Below are 17,418 nucleotides of genomic sequence, written 5' to 3' on the forward strand. Positions count from 1 at the left end.
GGGCCCTCCGGGCGCTTCCCTTCGTTCTTGCGTTTCCGACTCTATCAGACTCTTTCGTGTCCGATTCCCGGTCGAAGCGGGTTTCGCCTTTCAAGTTCTTCGCTTTCGCGTTTCCCTTTCCGGCGGTTCCAACCTTACCAGACTCATTTCGTTCCGTTTCCGGTTCGAATTTGATTCCGGCGGCCGTTGGAGGGCCTTTGCCTTTCGGCTGATCCGACTTTATCAGAAACATTCCGGCCGATTGAACGGCCCGATGATTTCAAATAAGAGAATCGATCGGCTCTGCGGAAGCCTTGGGCTTCCGGTACGAGCGAGATGAACTTAACCGCCACACCCGAACATGTCCAGTCCGGGTGAACTGTTCAAATCTACCTCCCCACGCGAACTGTGTCAACAGTTTTTGTGGGCGAAGAGGAGACTAGCAGGTCGGCGAGGGTCGTTGCACATCGGTCCTCAGGCGGCGGAGGGAAGCTCGGCGCTGCGTCCGCCTGCGTCGAGGTCGCCGGTGTCCCCGGCGCGGGCCGCACGGCCTCCGAGGATGTAGACGTACGCGAGAAATGCCAGCTCAGCCGCGATGCCGATGGAGATGCGCGCCCACGTCGGAAGGCCGGAAGGGGTCACGAAGCCCTCGATGAGGCCGGAGATGAACAGCACCAGGGCCAGTCCGATCGCCATACCGATCGCGGCGCGTCCCTGCTGCGCGAGGGCCGAGCGCCGGGTGTGCGGGCCCGGGTCGATGACGGTCCAGCCGAGGCGGAGTCCCGTGCCGGCTGCCACGAACACCGCCGTCAGTTCGAGCAGGCCGTGCGGGAGGACGAGGCCCAGGAAGGTGTCGAGCCGGCCGGCCGAGGACATCAGGCCGATGCCGACTGCGAGGTTGAGGACGTTGACGAAGAGGATGTAGATCACGGGTATGCAGAGGAAGGCCCCGAGGACCAGGCACATGGCTGCTGCCTGCGCGTTGTTCGTCCACACCTGGGCCGCGAACGATGCTGCCGGGTGGCTGGAGTAATACGTCTCGTACTCCCCGCCGGGGCGCGTGAGCCGGCGCAGGTCGTCGGGGGCCGCGATGGCCGACTGGACTTCCGGATGCGTGCCGATCCACCAGCCGATGAGTGCCGCGAGAAGCGTGGAGAGTACGGCCGTGGGGACCCACCAGTGCCGGGAACGGTAGACGGCTGCGGGGAAGCCGGCGGTCAGGAACCGGGCGGCGTCACGCCAGGACGCCTTGCGCGTGCCGGTGACCGTGGAGCGGGCGCGGGCCACGAGCTGTGTGAGACGGGCCGTGAGCAGGGGGTCCGGGGCGCTCGACTGGATCAGTGACAGATGGGCCGCCGTGCGCTGGTAGAGCGCGACGAGTTCATCTGCCTCCGCCCCGGTGAGCCGCCTTCCGCGGTGCAGGAGGTGGTCCAGGCGGTCCCACTCGGTGCGGTGGGCGGTGACGAAGACGTCGAGGTCCATGGTCGGCTGCTGCTCCAGGCATGGGTGCGTACGGGTCCGTACTACTGCGGCGCGCTGCGGGCCAGCTTGGCAGACTGAGGTTCCGAGGGGCAGGGAAGGTCGGCGAAGGGTGGGCGGCGATGAATGAGCTGGTGACCGGTGACGCGGTCGTGTTGGGACTGCGGCCGGCGAGACTGCCGAGCCGCGCGTTGGCGATAGCGATCGATCTCGCGGTGGTTCTGCTGGTTTTTGTGGTTGTTTCGATTGTTCTTGCCATCGCGACGGTCTCGCTCGACGAGGCGGCGAAGGCGGCGATAGCGGTCGCGACCTTCCTCCTCGTGCTGGTGGGAGGTCCCATCGCGGTCGAGACGCTGAGCCACGGCCGTTCGCTGGGGAAGCTGGCGTGCGGGCTGCGTGTGGTGCGCGACGACGGGGGGCCGATCCGGTTCAGGCACGCGCTCGTGCGGGGATCGATGGGAATCGTCGAGATTCTGATGACGTTCGGCGTCGTGGCCTGCGTCGCGTCGCTGGTGTCGGCGCGTGGGCGGCGGCTCGGTGATGTCTTCGCGGGCACGCTCGTCGTACGTGAACGGCTGCCGGCCGGGCGAGCCGTCGCCGTACCGCCTCCGCCGCCCTGGCTGGTCGGGCGGTTCGCGCAGCTGGATCTGTCGTCGGTTCCCGATGATCTCTGGCTGGCGATCCGGCAGTACCTGACGCGCATGCACCAGCTCGACGCCGGCGTGGGCTGGTCGGTCGCGGAACGGCTGGCCGGTGATCTGGCGGCGCGGACCGGGGTTCCGGTGCCGGCTGGGGTGCCTTCGGCGGCGTTCTTGGCGGCGGTGGTGAACGAGCGGCAGGCGCGGGACGCGCGGCGGGCCTTCGCGCCTTCTCCCGGCGAGGCCCGTGGTGCTGCGGGTGGGGCCGGCCGGGCCGGGGTTCCTGCGGTGCCGCCTGTGGCGCCCGTCCCTGCGCTTCCTGTCCCTGCGCTGCCTGTCCCTGTGCCTGTTGTTGGTGCTGCTCCGGTGGAGCCTGGGGCTGGTGTTCCGATGGGGAAGCCCGAGAGGGCCCCTGCGACCGGGTTCGCTCCGCCTGCCTAGTGCGGGGCGGGTGAGGGCGGTGACTCCAAGTGCTCGAGCTCGATGCCGGGGGCGGAGAGCACCACGTCACCGGCTAGGTGAACCGTGTGCCTGTCGCCCGTGTCCAGGGCGCTGACCTGGTATTCGTCCACGATCAGGGGGCCGTTGTCAGTGGCGTGCGCTTCACTGTTCACCAGGGCCCAGGACTGATCGACAGTGCGGGGGGCGAGGACCGGGTCGGTGAAGGTGACCAGCCGGACCCGGGTCTCGGTGGAATCGGGGGTGAGGCGCAGGAGTCGGGCAGTGGCGACGAGGAACGCGGGGGAAGTGCCGGCGAAGGCGTGGGCGCGGACGTTGCCTTCGGTGGCGTGCGTGCCGGTCGGGTCGGTCCGGACCCAGGTGACGCCTTCGAGAGCGGCGCCTCGGACCTGCCAGCTCCTGGCGTGGAGTTCGAGGCGGATGGGACGGCCGAGCTCGTCGAGGGTGAGATCGAGGGAACCGAGGTGGTCTCCGGACGGGGCCGTGGTCTGGGAGACGTAGCGCCAGCCGGAGGGACCCGGGGCGCAGTGGAAGTGTTCTTCGCCGAGGGGGGTGTGGTCGTGGAGATCGTGGAGCGAATATCGGCCGCGGGGCATGGGGTCCTTCAGGTTCCTCGGGCTGTGCGGGTGCGATACGGGGCAGGCCCCCGGCACGGGGGTGCGGGGGCCTGCGCTCGTAGCTGCTGCTGAGGCTGTTTCCCTCCGCCGGCGCCAGGTGGTGACGACCATGGCGCCGGCGGGTGGATCAGTAGCGGTAGTGGTCGGACTTGTACGGTCCGTCGACCTCGACCCCGATGTAGGCGGCCTGCTCGGGACGGAGGGTCGTGAGCCTCACGCCGAGTGCGTCGAGGTGCAGACGGGCGACCTTCTCGTCGAGGTGCTTGGGCAGCACGTAGACGTCGGTCGGGTACTCCTCGGGCTTCGTGTACAACTCGATCTGGGCCAGGGTCTGGTCCGCGAACGAGTTGGACATGACGAACGAGGGGTGGCCGGTGGCGTTGCCCAGGTTCAGCAGGCGGCCCTCGGACAGCACGATCAGGACCTTGCCGTCGGGGAACGTCCAGGTGTGGACCTGCGGCTTGACCTCGTCCTTGACGATGCCGTCGATCTTCGCGAGGCCGGCCATGTCGATCTCGTTGTCGAAGTGGCCGATGTTCCCGACGATGGCCTGGTGCTTCATCTTGGCCATGTCCGCGGCCATGATGATGTCCTTGTTGCCCGTCGTGGTGACGAAGATGTCGGCCTGGCCGACGACGTCGTCGAGCGTGGCGACCTGGTAGCCGTCCATCGCCGCCTGAAGGGCGCAGATCGGGTCGATCTCGGTGATGATCACGCGGGCGCCCTGTCCGCGCAGGGACTCCGCGCAGCCCTTGCCCACGTCGCCGTAGCCGCAGACGACGGCGGTCTTGCCGCCGATCAGGACGTCGGTGGCGCGGTTGATGCCGTCGATCAGCGAGTGGCGGCAGCCGTACTTGTTGTCGAACTTCGACTTGGTGACCGCGTCATTGACGTTGATCGCCGGGAAAAGGAGGGTGCCGTCGCGGTGCATCTCGTACAGGCGGTGCACACCGGTCGTGGTCTCCTCGGTGACGCCGCGGATCTCGGACGCCAGCTGGGTCCACTTCTGCGGAGCCTCACCGAGGGTGCGGTTCAGCAGAGTGAGGATGTGCGCGTACTCCTCGCTGTCCGCCGTCGACGGGTCCGGGGCCGCGCCCGCCTTCTCGAACTCGACGCCCTTGTGCACGAGGAGGGTGGCGTCACCACCGTCGTCCAGGATCATGTTCGGGCCACCGGTGGGGGTGTTCGGCCAGGTCAGAGCCTGCTCCGTGCACCACCAGTACTCCTCCAGCGTCTCGCCCTTCCAGGCGAAGACCGGGACGCCGGCAGGGGCGTCCGGGGTGCCGTTCGGGCCGACGGCGATGGCCGCGGCGGCGTGGTCCTGGGTGGAGAAGATGTTGCAGGACGCCCAGCGGACCTCGGCGCCGAGGGCGACCAGGGTCTCGATGAGCACGGCCGTCTGCACCGTCATGTGCAGCGAACCGGTGATCCGGGCGCCTGCCAGCGGCTGCGTGGCGGCGTACTCCTTGCGGATCGACATCAGGCCGGGCATCTCGTGCTCGGCGAGGGTGATCTCCTTGCGCCCGAAGGTGGCAAGGGAAAGGTCGGCGACCTTGAAGTCCTGGCGATTGGCGACCGTCGTCATAACGGGCTGCTCCTCGTGAAGGGTCGAGGGTGGGCTGGGCTGGCTCTGCGGCGGCGGGCACACGAATGCCCGGGAGTTCGCAGTGCAGTCCGTCGGAGGCCCTCTCTCCCTCGGCCGGTCCACAGTGCGGACCGATCGACCGCCATCAGCAGCGACGTCTGTTACTCCATATGAATCTACACCGGTCGGCCCGGTGTGCCCCAGCCCGCCGGGGGGCGTGGGGCGGTCACCGGGCCGTCGGGTGTGGACGTCAGTGCTCGTCAGCGGCTCGTCGATGGCGTTCCAGTGGCTCGTCAGTGACTTGTCAGTGGCCGGATTTCGTCGGGGCCGGGGCGCCGGGCGTCTTGGCCGGGTTGGTGCCCGCGGCCGCGGCTTCCTCGTTGTAGATGTCCGGCTCCAGGTAGATGACCCGGGCGATCGGGACGGCTTCGCGGATGCGGGTCTCGGCGGCGTTGATGGCGTGTGCGATCTCGGTGGCGGTGTCGTCGTGCGCGACCGCGATCTTGGCGGCCACCAGGAGTTCTTCCGGGCCGAGGTGGAGCGTGCGCATGTGGATGATGCGGGTGACGGTCTCGCCGTCGACGACCGCCGCCTTGATCTTCTCGACGTCCTCGAGGCCGGCGGACTCGCCGAGGAGGAGGGACTTCGTCTCCGCGGCGAGCACGATCGCGATGACGATCAGCAGGATGCCGATGCAGAGGGTGCCGATGCCGTCCCAGATGCCGTCTCCGGTGCCGAGGGCCAGGCCCACACCCGCGAGGGCCAGGATCAGGCCGACGAGTGCGCCGAGGTCCTCAAGGAGGACGACGGGGAGCTCGGGGGCCTTCGCGCGGCGGACGAACTCCGTCCAGGAACGGTCGCCACGGGTCTGGTTCGACTCCTGGATGGCCGTACGGAAGGAGAAGCTCTCGGCGATGATCGCGAAGACCAGCACGCCGACCGGCCAGTACCAGGCCTCGATCTCGTGCGGGTCCTTGATCTTCTCGTAGCCCTCGTAGATCGCGAACATGCCACCGACCGAGAACAGCACGATGGAGACGAGGAAGGCGTAGATGTAGCGCTCACGCCCGTATCCGAAGGGGTGCTCGGGGGTGGCTTCGCGCTTCGCCTTCTTGCCGCCGAGCAGGAGGAGACCCTGGTTGCCGGAGTCGGCGAGCGAGTGGACGCTCTCCGCGAGCATCGACGACGAGCCGCTGAAGAGGAACGCCACGAATTTGGCGACTGCGATCGCGAGGTTGGCGACTAGTGCCGCCACGATCGCCTTGGTTCCGCCTGACGCGCTCATGGGTGCCTGGTGTCCCTTCCTCGGTGCTGCGGCACGGGCGCCGCTGTACGGCCGGACATTGTTGCAGCCGCTGGTGCGGACGGTACGTCAAGCCACCACAGTCGCGCGGAAGAGCGTGCCCGTACGGGAGGCTTCTACCTTTTCGTCCGCCGGGACGAAGACCGATTCGCCGGGGGCGAGTTCGAGATCGCCGACGCGGGGGCCGCCGGAGGTGCAGAGCAGGATCTGCGGGGTGGCCGCCGTCAGGTCGACCGGATCGGCGCCGGGCGACAGGTCGTAACGCGACAGCCGGAATTCGTCGACCGGCGTCTCGTACGGCTCTTCGCCGGACGGCGCCGCCTCGGGGCGCAGGACACCCGGATCGGTCGCCTCGAAGCGGACGATGCGCAGGAGTTCGGGAACGTCGATGTGCTTGGGGGTCAGTCCACAGCGCAGCACGTTGTCCGAGTTGGCCATGATCTCGACGCCGAGGCCGCCGAGGTAGGCGTGGGGGACGCCCGCGCCGAGGAACAGCGCCTCGCCCGGCTGCAGTTGTACGTGGTTCAGGAGCATCGCGGCGAGGACGCCCGGGTCGCCGGGGAAGTGGTGGGCGATCTGCGCGTACGGGGCGTGGGCGCCGCCGAGACGTTCGGCGGCGGCGGCCGCCTCGGCGACCGTGGCCGCCATCTCCGCGGGTTCGGCACTGAGGATCGCCGTCAGGACCTCGCGCAGGGCGGCCTCTTCGGGCTTGGCGCGCAGGAGATCCACGTACGGCTTCAGCGAATCGACACCGAGGGCTTCCATCGCGTCGGCCGACTCGGTGGGCCTGCGGAAACCGCAGAGTCCCTCGAAGGGGGTGAGGGCGCAGATCAGTTCGGGCTTGTGGTTCGCGTCCTTGTACGTGCGGTGGGGGGCGGAGATCGGGACGCCCCGGCTCTCCTCGTCCGCGTACCCCTGCTTGGCCTGGTCGAGGTCGGGGTGCACCTGGAGGGAGAGCGGTGCGCCGGCGGCCAGCAGTTTCAGGAGGAACGGGAGGCGGGGGCCGAACTTGGCGACGGCCGCCTTACCCAGTTCGCGGGCGGGGTCGGCGGCGATGACCTCCGTGAGGGGCTGCTCGGCACCGGCGCGCGTGACCCTGGACGGTGCTCCTGGGTGGGCGCCCATCCACATCTCGGCCTGCGGCTCACCGGTGGGGGCGATGCCGAGCAGCTCGGGGATGGCCGTGGTGGAGCCCCATGCGTAGGGGCGCACGGTGTTGGAGAGCCGGTCCATGGAATTCGTCCTCGGGGAAGCGGGTGGGTGGCGGCGTGTGGGGGGCGTCAGTGGTTCTGGGAGGCCAGGGCCACGTATACGGCGGCGAAGTCGGTGACCGCGAGGAGTTCGGCGAGGGTTTCGAGTTCGGCGCCCTCCTCCGGTTCGAGTTCGCTGATCGCCGTGTCGTGGCTGAGAGCCAGCTCGCGGGCCGCGGGTGCGGCGCTCAGGCCGCCGGTGGGGCGGCCTCGGAGCAGGACGACGCGGGCCCGCATCGCCTCCGGTTCGTCGACGCGGTCCCTGAAGAAGTCGTCGGGATCGGCCCCGGCGGCGAAGGCTCCGGCCAGCAGTTGGCCGTGCGCGGGCAGGGCCTCGGGCAGTTCGGCCGCGAGGGCGGGGCGGCCGGCGAGGTCGGTCAGCACTGCGGCGAACCGGCGTCCGACCGGGCCCGCGGCCCCGGCCTCCGTCCAGATGAGGGGCAGGCTGTCGGCGAGTTCGGCGGCGAGGGTCTTCGCCGGGTTGCTGTACGTCGCGATGGCCGGGCCGCAGCGTTCGGCGGTGTGGTCGAGGCGGTCGGCGACGCTCTGCAGCACCTCGGCGGGCGCGTCCACCAGGCCCAGCCGGTCGAGCAGCGAGAGCAGCGGGGTGAGCAGAGCCCAAAGGGTGCCTGGGCCGGCTCCCTCGGTCTCGGCGTCGTACTCGCCATGCGGGGCGGCCGCCAGGGGCACGACGAGGCCGTGCACGCCGTTGACGGCCTCGCGGAGCGGGGAGCGGGTGGGGGCGACGGCGACGACCGTGCAGCCTCGGCGGTATGCCTGCTCGGCGAGTTGGGCGAGGCCGGGTTCGGAGCCGTCCGCCGTGGCGATGAGCAGCAGGTCCACGGAGCCGGCCCAGCCGGGGAGCGCCCAGCGCAGGGCGCCTGCGGCGGGGGCCACGCCTGTGGAGTGAATACGGACGACGGGGGCGGCGGCGCCCACGAGTGCGGCGATCAGATCGGCGACACCGGATGCGGCGGCGCCGGGGCCCGCGACGAGGACGGCCCGGGGCCGGCCTTCCGGGGCCAGGTTGCCGATACCGGCCTCGGCGGCGTGCCGGGCGGCGGTACGGACGCGGGCGCCGGCCTCTGCGGCGCCGCGCAGCAGACCGCGGCGGTCGGCGCGGGCCAGGGCTTCCGGGGCATCGAGCAATGACTCGTCGAGCATGGCGGTGGGCCTCCGATCACCGTACGGGGTGCGGGTGCGGCGTGCGGGTACGGGAGTGCGGGCGGTGGTCGTTGCCGACCCGGTCGCGCCGTGCTCCCGGTCTCGCGGTCGCGTGTCGCGCTGTCAGGCGGGGCGGCGGGCTTCGTCGACGAGGAGGACCGGGATGCCGTCGCGTACCGGGTAGGCCAGACCGCAGTCCGTGCCGGTGCAGACGAGCTCCGGGGTTTCGGCTGCCGACCGGTCGTCGAGCGGAGAGTGGCAGGCCGGGCAGGCGAGGATCTCCAGAAGGCCGGCTTCGAGCGGCATGGGGTGGGTCCCTTCGAGGCGGTCGGACAAGCGGTTCGCGGTCGCGGTCGCGGGTGCGGTGCGGGTCGCGTGGATCAGGCGAGGTCAGCCTACCGCTGGGGTGGCGGGGGCGCGGCCGGGACGGGCGGGGCGTGCGGTGGGGTGCGCGGCGAGGGTGGGGGGCGCCCGTAGGGGGTGTGGGCGCCCGTAGGGGGCGTGGGCGCCCGCGGCGGGCCTTGTCCCCTGCCCGCCCCTTCCCGGAACCGGGGCTCTGCCGCGGGCCCCGCTCCTCAGACGCCGGAGGGGCTGGTGGTGCGGAGGTGCCCGGGGTGGAGCGGGGCGTTCGGTCAGGTTCGGATCAGGGTCAGGACCTCGTCGCGTACCGCCGTCAGCGTCGTCTCGTCGCGGGCCTCCACGTTCAGGCGCAGCAGCGGTTCCGTGTTCGAGGCCCGGACGTTGAACCACCAGTCCTTGGACGTTGCCGTGAGTCCGTCGAGTTCGTCGAAGGTGATGTCGTCGCGGTTGCCGTACGCCGCCCTGATCGCGGTCAGCCGGTCGGCCTGGTTGTCGACGGTGGAGTTGATCTCGCCGGAGCCGGCGTACCGGTCGTACTGGGCGAGGAGTTCCGAGAGCGGGGTCTCCTGGCCTCCCAGGGCGGCCAGGACGTGGAGGGCGGCCAGCATGCCCGTGTCCGCGTTCCAGAAGTCCCGGAAGTAGTAGTGCGCGGAGTGCTCGCCGCCGAAGATCGCGCCGTGTTCGGCCATCTCCGCCTTGATGAAGGAGTGGCCGACGCGCGTACGGACCGGGGTTCCGCCGTTCTCGCGGATCACCTCGGGTACCGACCAGGAGGTGATCAGGTTGTGGATGACGGTGCCCTTGCCGCCGTTGCGGGCGAGCTCGCGGGCCGCGACCAGGGCGGTGATCGCGGACGGGGAGACGCCCGTACCGCGCTCGTCGACGACGAAGCAGCGGTCCGCGTCGCCGTCGAAGGCGAGGCCGAGGTCGGCGCCCTCGGCGAGTACGCGGGCCTGGAGGTCGACGATGTTCTTCGGGTCGAGGGGGTTGGCCTCGTGGTTCGGGAAGGTGCCGTCCAGTTCGAAGTACATCGGGATCAGGTCCACCGGGAGGTCCGCGAAGACGGTGGGGACGGTGTGGCCGCCCATGCCGTTGCCCGCGTCCACCACGACCTTCAGCGGGCGGATCGTGGACAGGTCGACCAGGCCGAGCAGGTGGGCGGCGTAGTCGGTGAGGGTGTCGCGTTCGGTGATCGTGCCCGGGGTGGCGGCGGCCTGCTGGGGGGCGCCGTTCGTGGACCAGTCCTCGACCAGGGTGCGGATCTGCGTCAGGCCGGTGTCCTGGCCGACCGGGGCCGCGCCGGCCCGGCACATCTTGATCCCGTTGTACTGGGCCGGGTTGTGCGAGGCCGTGAACATCGCGCCCGGGAGATCCAGTGCCCCCGACGCGTAGTACAGCTGGTCCGTCGAGCAGAGGCCGATCAGGGTGACGTCGGCACCGCGCGCCGCGGCGCCCCGGGCGAAGGCCGCGGCCAGGCCGGGCGACGAGGGCCGCATGTCGTGGCCGATCACGATCGCGTCCGCGTCGGTGACCTGCACGAAGGCGGCGCCGAAGAGTTCGGACAGCGACTCGTCCCACTGGTCGGGCACGACTCCGCGCACGTCGTACGCCTTCACGAGCTGCGACAGGTCAGCAACCACGGCCGGTCCTCCTGGGGTCTCTGCGGAGCGCCCAAACTACCCGGGGTGCTGGTCAGGGCGGCAGCCAGCCCGGAACGGGAGGTCAGGGGCCGGGCGGCACTGTCAGGAATCGGGCGAGCGGAGCACCCGCAGATGGCCGCGGCGCGCGACCTCCACCGGGTCGGCCGTGCGCGGTCCGCGGTTGCCGGCGCCCGGTCCGCGGTCGTGCGGCCTCGCCGCTTCCCGTACCGCGTTGGCCAGTGCTTCGAGATCGTCCCCGCTGGGGCGCGTGGGAGCGGAGGGGTCGGAGAGCCGGACCACTTCCCAGCCGCGTGGCGCGGTCAGCCGCTCGCTGTGCTCGGCGCACAGGTCATAGCAGTGGGGCTCGGCATAGGTGGCGAGCGGGCCGAGGACCGCAGTCGAATCGGCATAGACGTACGTCAGTGTCGCGACGGCAGGGCGGCCGCACGCAGTTCGCGAACAGCGACGTACAGGGCTCACGACGTTGGACGGTACCGCACTCTTGAGCGGGCTGCGACGACTCTCCCGCACCTCACCCCCACGTGTCGCCCTGTGACCTCCGGCACAGCGGCCTTCCGGGCAACTGCCCTGACCTGCGCGGTAGCAGAAGGGGCCCGGGGACCGCCCCTCCGATTCCGGCCATTGTCGTGAGCGCGAGCTGTCATGTGCGCGGGTTCGACTGTCGGAGGTGGGGCCTGATCCGGTCTCACCTTGGCCTGAATGTTCGGAATTGAACACACGAAGGGGGCCTGCGCGGGAGCCGCGATCGGCTCGCCGCGCGGAGAGTTACGCTGCGTCGGTGATGGACAGTCCCGTACCTCCCCACCCGTCCGAGCCCCGTCCCCGCCGCCGCGACCGTCACGGACGTGGCATGCGCGGACCCGTCGCGCCGCCCCAGGTGCCGATGTCGGCCAGCAGGAGTGAGACCTTCCGCGACCTCGTGCAGGACTCGGTGGAGCGCCTGGAGCGGCGCTGGCCACAGCTGGCGGACGTCGACTTCCAGGTCCTGGACGTTCCGGTAACCCTCGGTGACACCGTGCCGCTGGGTCGCGCGGTCTCCGCCGGGAAGGGACAGCCCGCTCAGGTCATCGTCTACCGGCGCCCTGTCGAGATCCGCACCAAGAGCCGCGACGAACGCGCCCTGCTGGTGCACGAGATCGTGGTCGAGCAGGTCGCGGAGCTGCTCGGGCTGGCGCCGGAGTCGGTCGATCCCAGGTACGGACAGGACTGACGGGAGCGAGCAGGGCAGGGCCGAGTAGGGGTAGGACCGGGTACGGGCAGGGTTGAGGCTGCCCGTACCCGCCGCCTCAGTCGTCCAGGAGCGAGAGGTCCTGCCGTGCCGTGGGGACCTCCACCGAACCCTCGTCGTCGGCCAGCGTCTGCACCGTGAACATCTCGACGCCGTCCTCCGGAAGGGCGAGCGTGCGCGCCGCGTGCACCGGGCCGCCGGACTCCGTCTCGACGGTCAGCGCGTAGGTGCCCTTGAGGCCGGACGGGACCGGCGGGGTCACCGCGAGCGTGGTGCCGCCCTTGACCGTGTACGTCTTGACGACCTGTTCGCCGCCCCCGCTGCCCGCCGAAGCGGTGACCTTGACCTCGGCCGTCGCGCCCGGGGCGGTGAGGGAGAGCGTCGAGCCCTTGGCCCGGTTGTCGGCCACGCTCGCGCGGGCACCCACCGGTCCGGTGGCCGGGATGAAGGCGACCTCCCGCTTGCTTCCGGTGCCGCGGACCACGCGCAGCGCGGCGACGATCGGGGTGGCGCGTTTGGCCTCCACGGGCGTCAGCCGCAGCGAACCCGGCTCGCCCCGGGTGACGTCCCGCAGGTCGATGCCCGCGGTCATCTTCGACTTGATGTGCAGGGTGTCGTTCCCCGCGGGGGAGAACGTCGCGTTCTTCCCCACCATCTGCACCTTCACGTCGGCGTCGTCCTCGCCCGGAGCGAAGGCCACCAGCTGTACGGAGGTGGCGTCGGCCGGGATGCCGGGCAGCACGAGCGTGCCCGTCGGGTCGACGGACGAGGCGAGCCAGTCGCTGCCCGCCGTGTCGTCCGCGACCCGGACGAGGGCCCCGATCCGGCCGGAACGGGTGGTGACGTGGACGGCCACGTCCTCCACGGCCTCGCTGGTCAGGGTGGAGATCAGCATCGGGACGCTGGAGTGGGCCGGGACGGTGATGCCCTCGCCCACGTCCGACTGGAGGGGGCCTTCGGGGCCGTACAGCTCGATGTCGGCGACGGCCGCGCTGTCGTCGGGGTTGGTGAGGTGGACGTAGTCCTGGCGTGCCTTCGAGGTGCTCGCGCCCGGGAACCAGAAGTCCGTGTCGGGCCCGGTGCAGGTGGTGCCGAGCAGGCCGCGGGCGTCTCCCACGGTGACCGCGGTGGTCTGCTGGGCGGTCCAGCCGGGTGCCAGGCGCCCGGTGGCGGTGCCGACGAGGGCGGGGGCGTCGGACGCCGAGGTCTCGGCGCGCACCGGCCGGCCGGGCTCCTTGAGGGCGACGACCGGCTTGCCGGCCTTCGCCGCGGCCTTCTTGTCCTTCTTCGGGTCCGGTTCCGTCGCCTCGTCCGCGGTGAGGGCCGTGGCGGGCTTCAGCTCGGCGTCGCCGGCCTCGCCGTCGCTCTTGCCCGCCGGGGTGAAGGACGTATATGTCGTGGCTGCCAGGTCGGAGCTGCTGGGCGCCGGGCAGAGCAGGCTCGACCGTTCGACGGGCAGGCGGGACGCGGCCTTCGCTTCCGGCGCGGCCGCGTCGCCGGGCGCGTTGAGCGCGGCGAACCCGGTGACGGCGGCGAGGGCTACGACGCCCGCGATGAGGGAAAGGGGGGTGGACTTCACTCGGACTCGCCTCGCGATGCGTTACCGGGATGCCACGGGGCCTCGCCCGGGGCGGTGCTTTCGTCGTGCTCGTCGTTCTGGGTGCCGTGCGACGGAGGGTAGTGGCCCTGGTTGTCGTACGGGGCGGCTTCGCCCGTACCCGTGGGGTAGGGCTGCTGCTGCGCGTAGCCGTACGGGTCGTAGGCGGTGTTCTGCTGGTACGGGTCGGCCTGGTACTGCTCCGCCTGGTACTGCTCGGCCGCCGGGTACTGATCGCCGCCGTACTGGCCGGCCTGCGGCTGCGTGCCGCTCCCGTACTGCTCGTTCTGGTACTGCTCGCCCTGGTACTGCTGGTAGTCGGCGCCCTGGTACTGCTGCGCGTCCCACTCGGCGTACTGCTGCTGCGGAACCGCCGCGTACGTACCGGTGTCGCCCTGCTGGGCGAAGGCGTCCTGACCGTCCGGGACGGCCGCGTACGGGTCGGCGGACTGCTGCGCCGGGATGTACTCCCCGGGCGCCGCCACCGGGTCCGCATCGAGCGCGTCGCTCTCCTGGCCGTCCTCGGCCTCCGCCTGGGCGGCGGCCCGGAGCCTGCGGGCCCTGCGGCCCTCCCCCGCGACCGGTTCGAGCGGTACGGACTCGGTCTCCTCGGGGAGGTCGTCGTCGATCTCCCGGCGCCGGCCCGGCAGGGCGAGCACCAGCAGGACGACGGCGAACAGGGCCTGTGCCCAGATCCAGGCGGTGTGCGTGATCGGGGCGTCGTACGTGAGGTCCAGCGTGCCGCCCTCGGCGGGCAGCTCGAAGCCCTGGGCCCAGCCGTCGACGGTCTTGCCGGTCAGGGCCTTCCCGTTGAGCGTGGCCTGCCAGCCCGGGTCCGCCGCGTCGGCGATCCGCAGCACACGGCCTGCGGCGCCGGAAGGGATCCTGGTGTGCGCCTCGACGGGGCGCGAGGCGACGGGCAGCCACTCGCCGCCCGCTCCGTCCGCGCCGCCCTCGGAGGACGGCGGGACGATCATGACCCTGGCGACCTGGCGGTCGACCCACCACAGCGCGCTGCCGTCGAGCTGGCTGAGCCGGCTCAGGCCGGGCGTCGAGTCGAGCACCCGGCTCATCTGACGTGGTGCCCCGTCCCGTACGAGGACGTAACGGATGGCGAAGCCGCTGAGCTGGCGGCCCTGGTCGGCCCCCGACCCGGCGACGAGGTTGGCGACGACCTTGTCGAGGTGGGTGTTGCTGCCGCCCGACTCGGTCAGTTCGGCGTCCCCGAGGCGGGCGCCCGAGCCACGGACCAGGGTGTACGAGACGGAGGCCGACGACGTACCGCCGAGGACCAGGGTGCGGGGCTGGTCGCGGGTGACGCTCTCCGCGGCGACGAAGGCGGGCACCTGCACCGGGTCCCGGCGCACCAGCGGTCCCGTCGCGCCGCCCGCCATCCAGACGAAAGCGGCCAGGGCGGGAGCGGCCAGGGCGGCCAGGGCGATCAGGGCGGCGACGGGCTGGCGCCAGCCGAAGCTGAGCTCGGCGACCCGCACCCGGGCGCCGTCAGCTCCGAGCAGGGCTGCGGCGATCAGCGCGATGCCGTAGACGAGGGTGGCGGGGCCTGCCCAGGTCGAGCCGTTGGCGAGGCCCGCGAAGAGCAGGGCGACGAGGGCGACGGCCCACGCGGTACGGATCGCGAACTGACGCTCGCCGCGCAGCAGCGCCGCGAGTGCGGCCAGCACGATGCCGAGGAGGAGGAAGCCGCCCGCGGCCTTCGGGCCGCCGGGGCTGATCCCGAGGAGGTCGACGGCGGACGCGGTGCCCGCGCCCAGGTCGAGACCCGCCTCCTTGAGGAAGCTCGCCGGGCTGGTCAGCAGGGTCAGCGACCAGGGCGCCAGGACGAGCAGCGGGGTGCCGACGGCGGCCAGGAAGCGGAGCCCGTACGCGGTGATGTCGCCCCTGCGCAGGACCAGCACGCCGATGCCGAGGGCCACGGCGAGCGGCCAGACGATGGGGGTGAAGGCCATCGCGAGGGTGAGCAGCAGGGTGTACGCCCAGGTGGCGCGCCAGCTGCCGCGGACCGCGGCAGGGCCCGGTGCGCCGCGCAGCCCGTGGGCCGAGACGGCGGCGCGGGCGATCAGCGGAAGCAGGACGGCGAGGACGGCGGTGCCCAGGCGGCCGGTGGCCAGTGCGCCGGTCGCGGCGGGCAGGAAGGCGTACGCGACGCTCGCCCAGGCCCGCAGGAGCCGCGATTCGATCAGCGGCCGGGAGACGAAGTAAGCGGTCAGTCCGGCGAGCGGGACCGAGCAGACCAGCAGCAGGGTGAGCGCGAATCCTGTGGAGCCGAGGAACAGGGCCGACAGGGCGGCGATCACGGCGAGGTAGGGCGGCGCCGTCTGGGTGCCGCCGGTGCCGACCGGATGCCAGCCGTCCGCGTACCGCCCCCAGAGTTCGGAGGCGTCCCCGGGCGCGGGCAGCAGCGCGCCGCCCGCGAGTGCGCCGCCGCCGAGGAGGCCCCGGCAGGCGATGAGGGAGACGAGCAGCAGGAGGGCGAAGAGTACGGGACCGGGCTTGCGCGCGATCCGCTTCAGCCGGGCGAACTGCTCGATCTCCAGGAAGTCGGCGTCGTCACCGCCGGGACCGGACTCGACGGCACCGTGCCGGGAGCCTCCGGATTCGGATTCGGAGCGGCCGCCGAAGTTGTCGGCGACCTGTTCGACGGTGGCACGGACGGTGGCGCCGGGCGGCGGGAACAGGGAGCGCAGCTCTCCGGCCTCGACCACCGCTTTCCCGCGTCTGCGCCGGGCCGCGATGATCCTGCCGGGCCGCAGCAGGGTCCCGAGGAGCCCCGTGACCTCGTCGACGGCCTGTCCGGGGACCTTGCCGACCAGGTAGGCGAGGGTACGGAGCAGGGTGCCGACCACCAGGCGGAGCAGGACCCACGGCAGGGCCTTGCCGTGGGCGTTGACGAGCATCGTGTAGACGGCGCCCGCCTTGTCGACGCGGTGCGGGCTCGCGACCGAGCGCCCGGCACAGTCGATGGGGCGGCGTTCCCGCGCGGATGCCTCGGCATGCCGCAGGATCGCGTCGGGGGCGATGAGGACGCGGTGTCCCGCCATGTGCGCGCGCCAGCAGAGGTCCACGTCGTCGCGCATCAGCGGGAGACTGCGGTCGAAGCCGCCGAGCTCCTCCCAGACGTCACGGCGGATCAGCATGCCGGCGGAGGAGACGGAGAGCACGGTGCGGACCTGGTCGTGCTGGCCCTGGTCCTGCTCACGGCGGTCGAGTCCGGTCCAGCGGCGCCCGCTGTTGGCGATGGAGACGCCGACTTCGAGCAGTTGCTTGCGGTCGTACCAGCCGCGCAGCTTGGGTCCGACGATCACGGCGTGACGGTCGCCGTCGACGATGCGGAGCATCTCGGCGAGGGCGTCGGGCTCGGGTGCGGAGTCGTCGTGCAGCAGCCAGAGCCACTGGACCGGCTCGCCGTGCGGGAGCTCGGGCATGTCGTACGTGTCGTCGCGCCAGGAGCGGGTGACCGGGTCCCAGCCGCTGGGACGCTTGAGGTACGGCAGTTCCTCGGCGGTGAGGACGCCGGCCGTACGGACCGCCTCGTCGACGGCGGTGCCGAAGCTCGTACGGCGTGCGAGATGCAGGACGCGCTCGTCGCCGAGGGCCTCGGTGACCAGCCGGGCGGAGTCGTCGGCGCTGCCGGTGTCGGCTGCCACGACGTTCTGTACGGGGCGTTCCTGCCCGAGCAGCCCGGCGAGCACGTCGGGCAGCCAGCGCGCGCCGTCGTGGGAGACGAGCACGGCGGTGACGACGTGCCGGGGGAACTCTGGGGCGGCGGCGGCCGGATTCGGCGCCGTCGGGTGGCTGTGCACGGACATCGAGGTACGGGCCCTCCGGCCGGGTCCGGGGGGCGTCCCCCCGGGGGCTGCATCGGTGTACACGCGCGCCCCGGCGGGGCGTTGGCGCATCTCGGACGGGGCCCCACACTAACGGTACGGACAACTGCGGCGGCGCCGAGCTGTGGAACAGGGCCCGGGGCACCGGTTCGGGGGCGCGGCCGGGCGGGTGCGGACATGGCGATGGCCCGTTGTCCGGACCCGGCGGGGGGGGGGGCGGGCAACGGGGCCTCGAACCGGTGACGCAGCGGCG

At 71.7% G+C, this 17,418-nt stretch carries 14 protein-coding genes; 2 read left to right on the forward strand and 12 right to left on the reverse strand.

Annotated elements, in window-relative coordinates:
* Positions 1 to 232 (reverse strand): hypothetical protein (locus ACFWSK_RS35685; RefSeq protein ID WP_383795756.1); only part of this gene is annotated, 232 nt, incomplete at its 3' end.
* A 221-nt stretch (positions 233 to 453) separates the two neighbouring features.
* Positions 454 to 1,461: a stage II sporulation protein M gene (locus ACFWSK_RS35690; RefSeq protein WP_383795758.1), complete on the reverse strand. Its 1,008-nt coding sequence runs from the start codon at positions 1,459 to 1,461 to the stop codon at positions 454 to 456.
* Positions 1,462 to 1,580: 119 nt separating this feature from the next.
* Here ACFWSK_RS35690 and ACFWSK_RS35695 point away from each other — a divergent pair, with 119 nt between their 5' ends.
* The gene (locus tag ACFWSK_RS35695; protein ID WP_383795760.1) at positions 1,581 to 2,537 is read left to right on the forward strand and encodes an RDD family protein; all 957 of its coding nucleotides are present in this window, start codon (positions 1,581 to 1,583) and stop codon (positions 2,535 to 2,537) included.
* Here ACFWSK_RS35695 and ACFWSK_RS35700 read toward each other — a convergent pair.
* The 8 genes from ACFWSK_RS35700 to ACFWSK_RS35735 all read right to left on the reverse strand — a co-directional run bounded on the left by ACFWSK_RS35700 (position 2,534) and on the right by ACFWSK_RS35735 (position 10,954).
* The gene (locus tag ACFWSK_RS35700; protein ID WP_383795763.1) at positions 2,534 to 3,151 is read right to left on the reverse strand and encodes a hypothetical protein; all 618 of its coding nucleotides are present in this window, start codon (positions 3,149 to 3,151) and stop codon (positions 2,534 to 2,536) included. The two genes, ACFWSK_RS35695 and ACFWSK_RS35700, sit on opposite strands and share 4 nt — an antisense overlap.
* Before the next feature lie 148 nt (positions 3,152 to 3,299).
* Entirely contained in the window at positions 3,300 to 4,757 is a 1,458-nt protein-coding gene (gene ahcY, locus ACFWSK_RS35705) for an adenosylhomocysteinase (protein WP_383795766.1), read from the reverse strand.
* A gap of 304 nt (positions 4,758 to 5,061) precedes the next feature.
* Positions 5,062 to 6,042 (reverse strand): cation diffusion facilitator family transporter, encoded by a 981-nt coding sequence (locus ACFWSK_RS35710; RefSeq protein ID WP_383795769.1) that lies wholly within the window; start codon positions 6,040 to 6,042, stop codon positions 5,062 to 5,064.
* 87 nt (positions 6,043 to 6,129) lie between these two features.
* Complete coding sequence (manA, locus tag ACFWSK_RS35715) at positions 6,130 to 7,293, reverse strand: mannose-6-phosphate isomerase, class I (RefSeq protein ID WP_383795772.1); 1,164 nt, start codon at positions 7,291 to 7,293, stop codon at positions 6,130 to 6,132.
* A 47-nt stretch (positions 7,294 to 7,340) separates the two neighbouring features.
* A complete protein-coding gene (locus ACFWSK_RS35720; RefSeq protein WP_383795775.1) occupies positions 7,341 to 8,474 on the reverse strand; it encodes an SIS domain-containing protein in 1,134 nt (377 codons plus the stop codon).
* 123 nt (positions 8,475 to 8,597) lie between these two features.
* Positions 8,598 to 8,780, reverse strand: coding sequence for a Trm112 family protein (locus ACFWSK_RS35725; RefSeq protein WP_383795778.1), 183 nt, complete (start codon positions 8,778 to 8,780; stop codon positions 8,598 to 8,600).
* A gap of 326 nt (positions 8,781 to 9,106) precedes the next feature.
* Complete coding sequence (locus tag ACFWSK_RS35730; RefSeq protein WP_383795781.1) at positions 9,107 to 10,474, reverse strand: phosphomannomutase/phosphoglucomutase; 1,368 nt, start codon at positions 10,472 to 10,474, stop codon at positions 9,107 to 9,109.
* A gap of 102 nt (positions 10,475 to 10,576) precedes the next feature.
* A complete protein-coding gene (locus ACFWSK_RS35735; RefSeq protein ID WP_185300479.1) occupies positions 10,577 to 10,954 on the reverse strand; it encodes a DUF3499 domain-containing protein in 378 nt (125 codons plus the stop codon).
* A 322-nt stretch (positions 10,955 to 11,276) separates the two neighbouring features.
* Here ACFWSK_RS35735 and ACFWSK_RS35740 point away from each other — a divergent pair, with 322 nt between their 5' ends.
* Positions 11,277 to 11,705, forward strand: a complete 429-nt coding sequence (locus ACFWSK_RS35740) for a metallopeptidase family protein (protein WP_383795789.1) — start codon at positions 11,277 to 11,279, stop codon at positions 11,703 to 11,705.
* A gap of 76 nt (positions 11,706 to 11,781) precedes the next feature.
* On the opposite strand, the gene ACFWSK_RS35745 is transcribed toward ACFWSK_RS35740, so the two are convergent.
* Both ACFWSK_RS35745 and ACFWSK_RS35750 read right to left on the reverse strand, forming a co-directional pair.
* Entirely contained in the window at positions 11,782 to 13,302 is a 1,521-nt protein-coding gene (locus ACFWSK_RS35745; protein ID WP_383795783.1) for a DUF5719 family protein, read from the reverse strand.
* Entirely contained in the window at positions 13,299 to 17,147 is a 3,849-nt protein-coding gene (locus tag ACFWSK_RS35750; RefSeq protein ID WP_383795786.1) for a glycosyltransferase, read from the reverse strand. Before ACFWSK_RS35750 ends, ACFWSK_RS35745 begins: the two co-directional genes overlap by 4 nt.
* Positions 17,148 to 17,418: the final 271 nt, after the last annotated feature.

It is taken from the genome of Streptomyces sp. NPDC058620 (assembly GCF_042717135.1).
GTDB lineage: Bacteria > Actinomycetota > Actinomycetes > Streptomycetales > Streptomycetaceae > Streptomyces.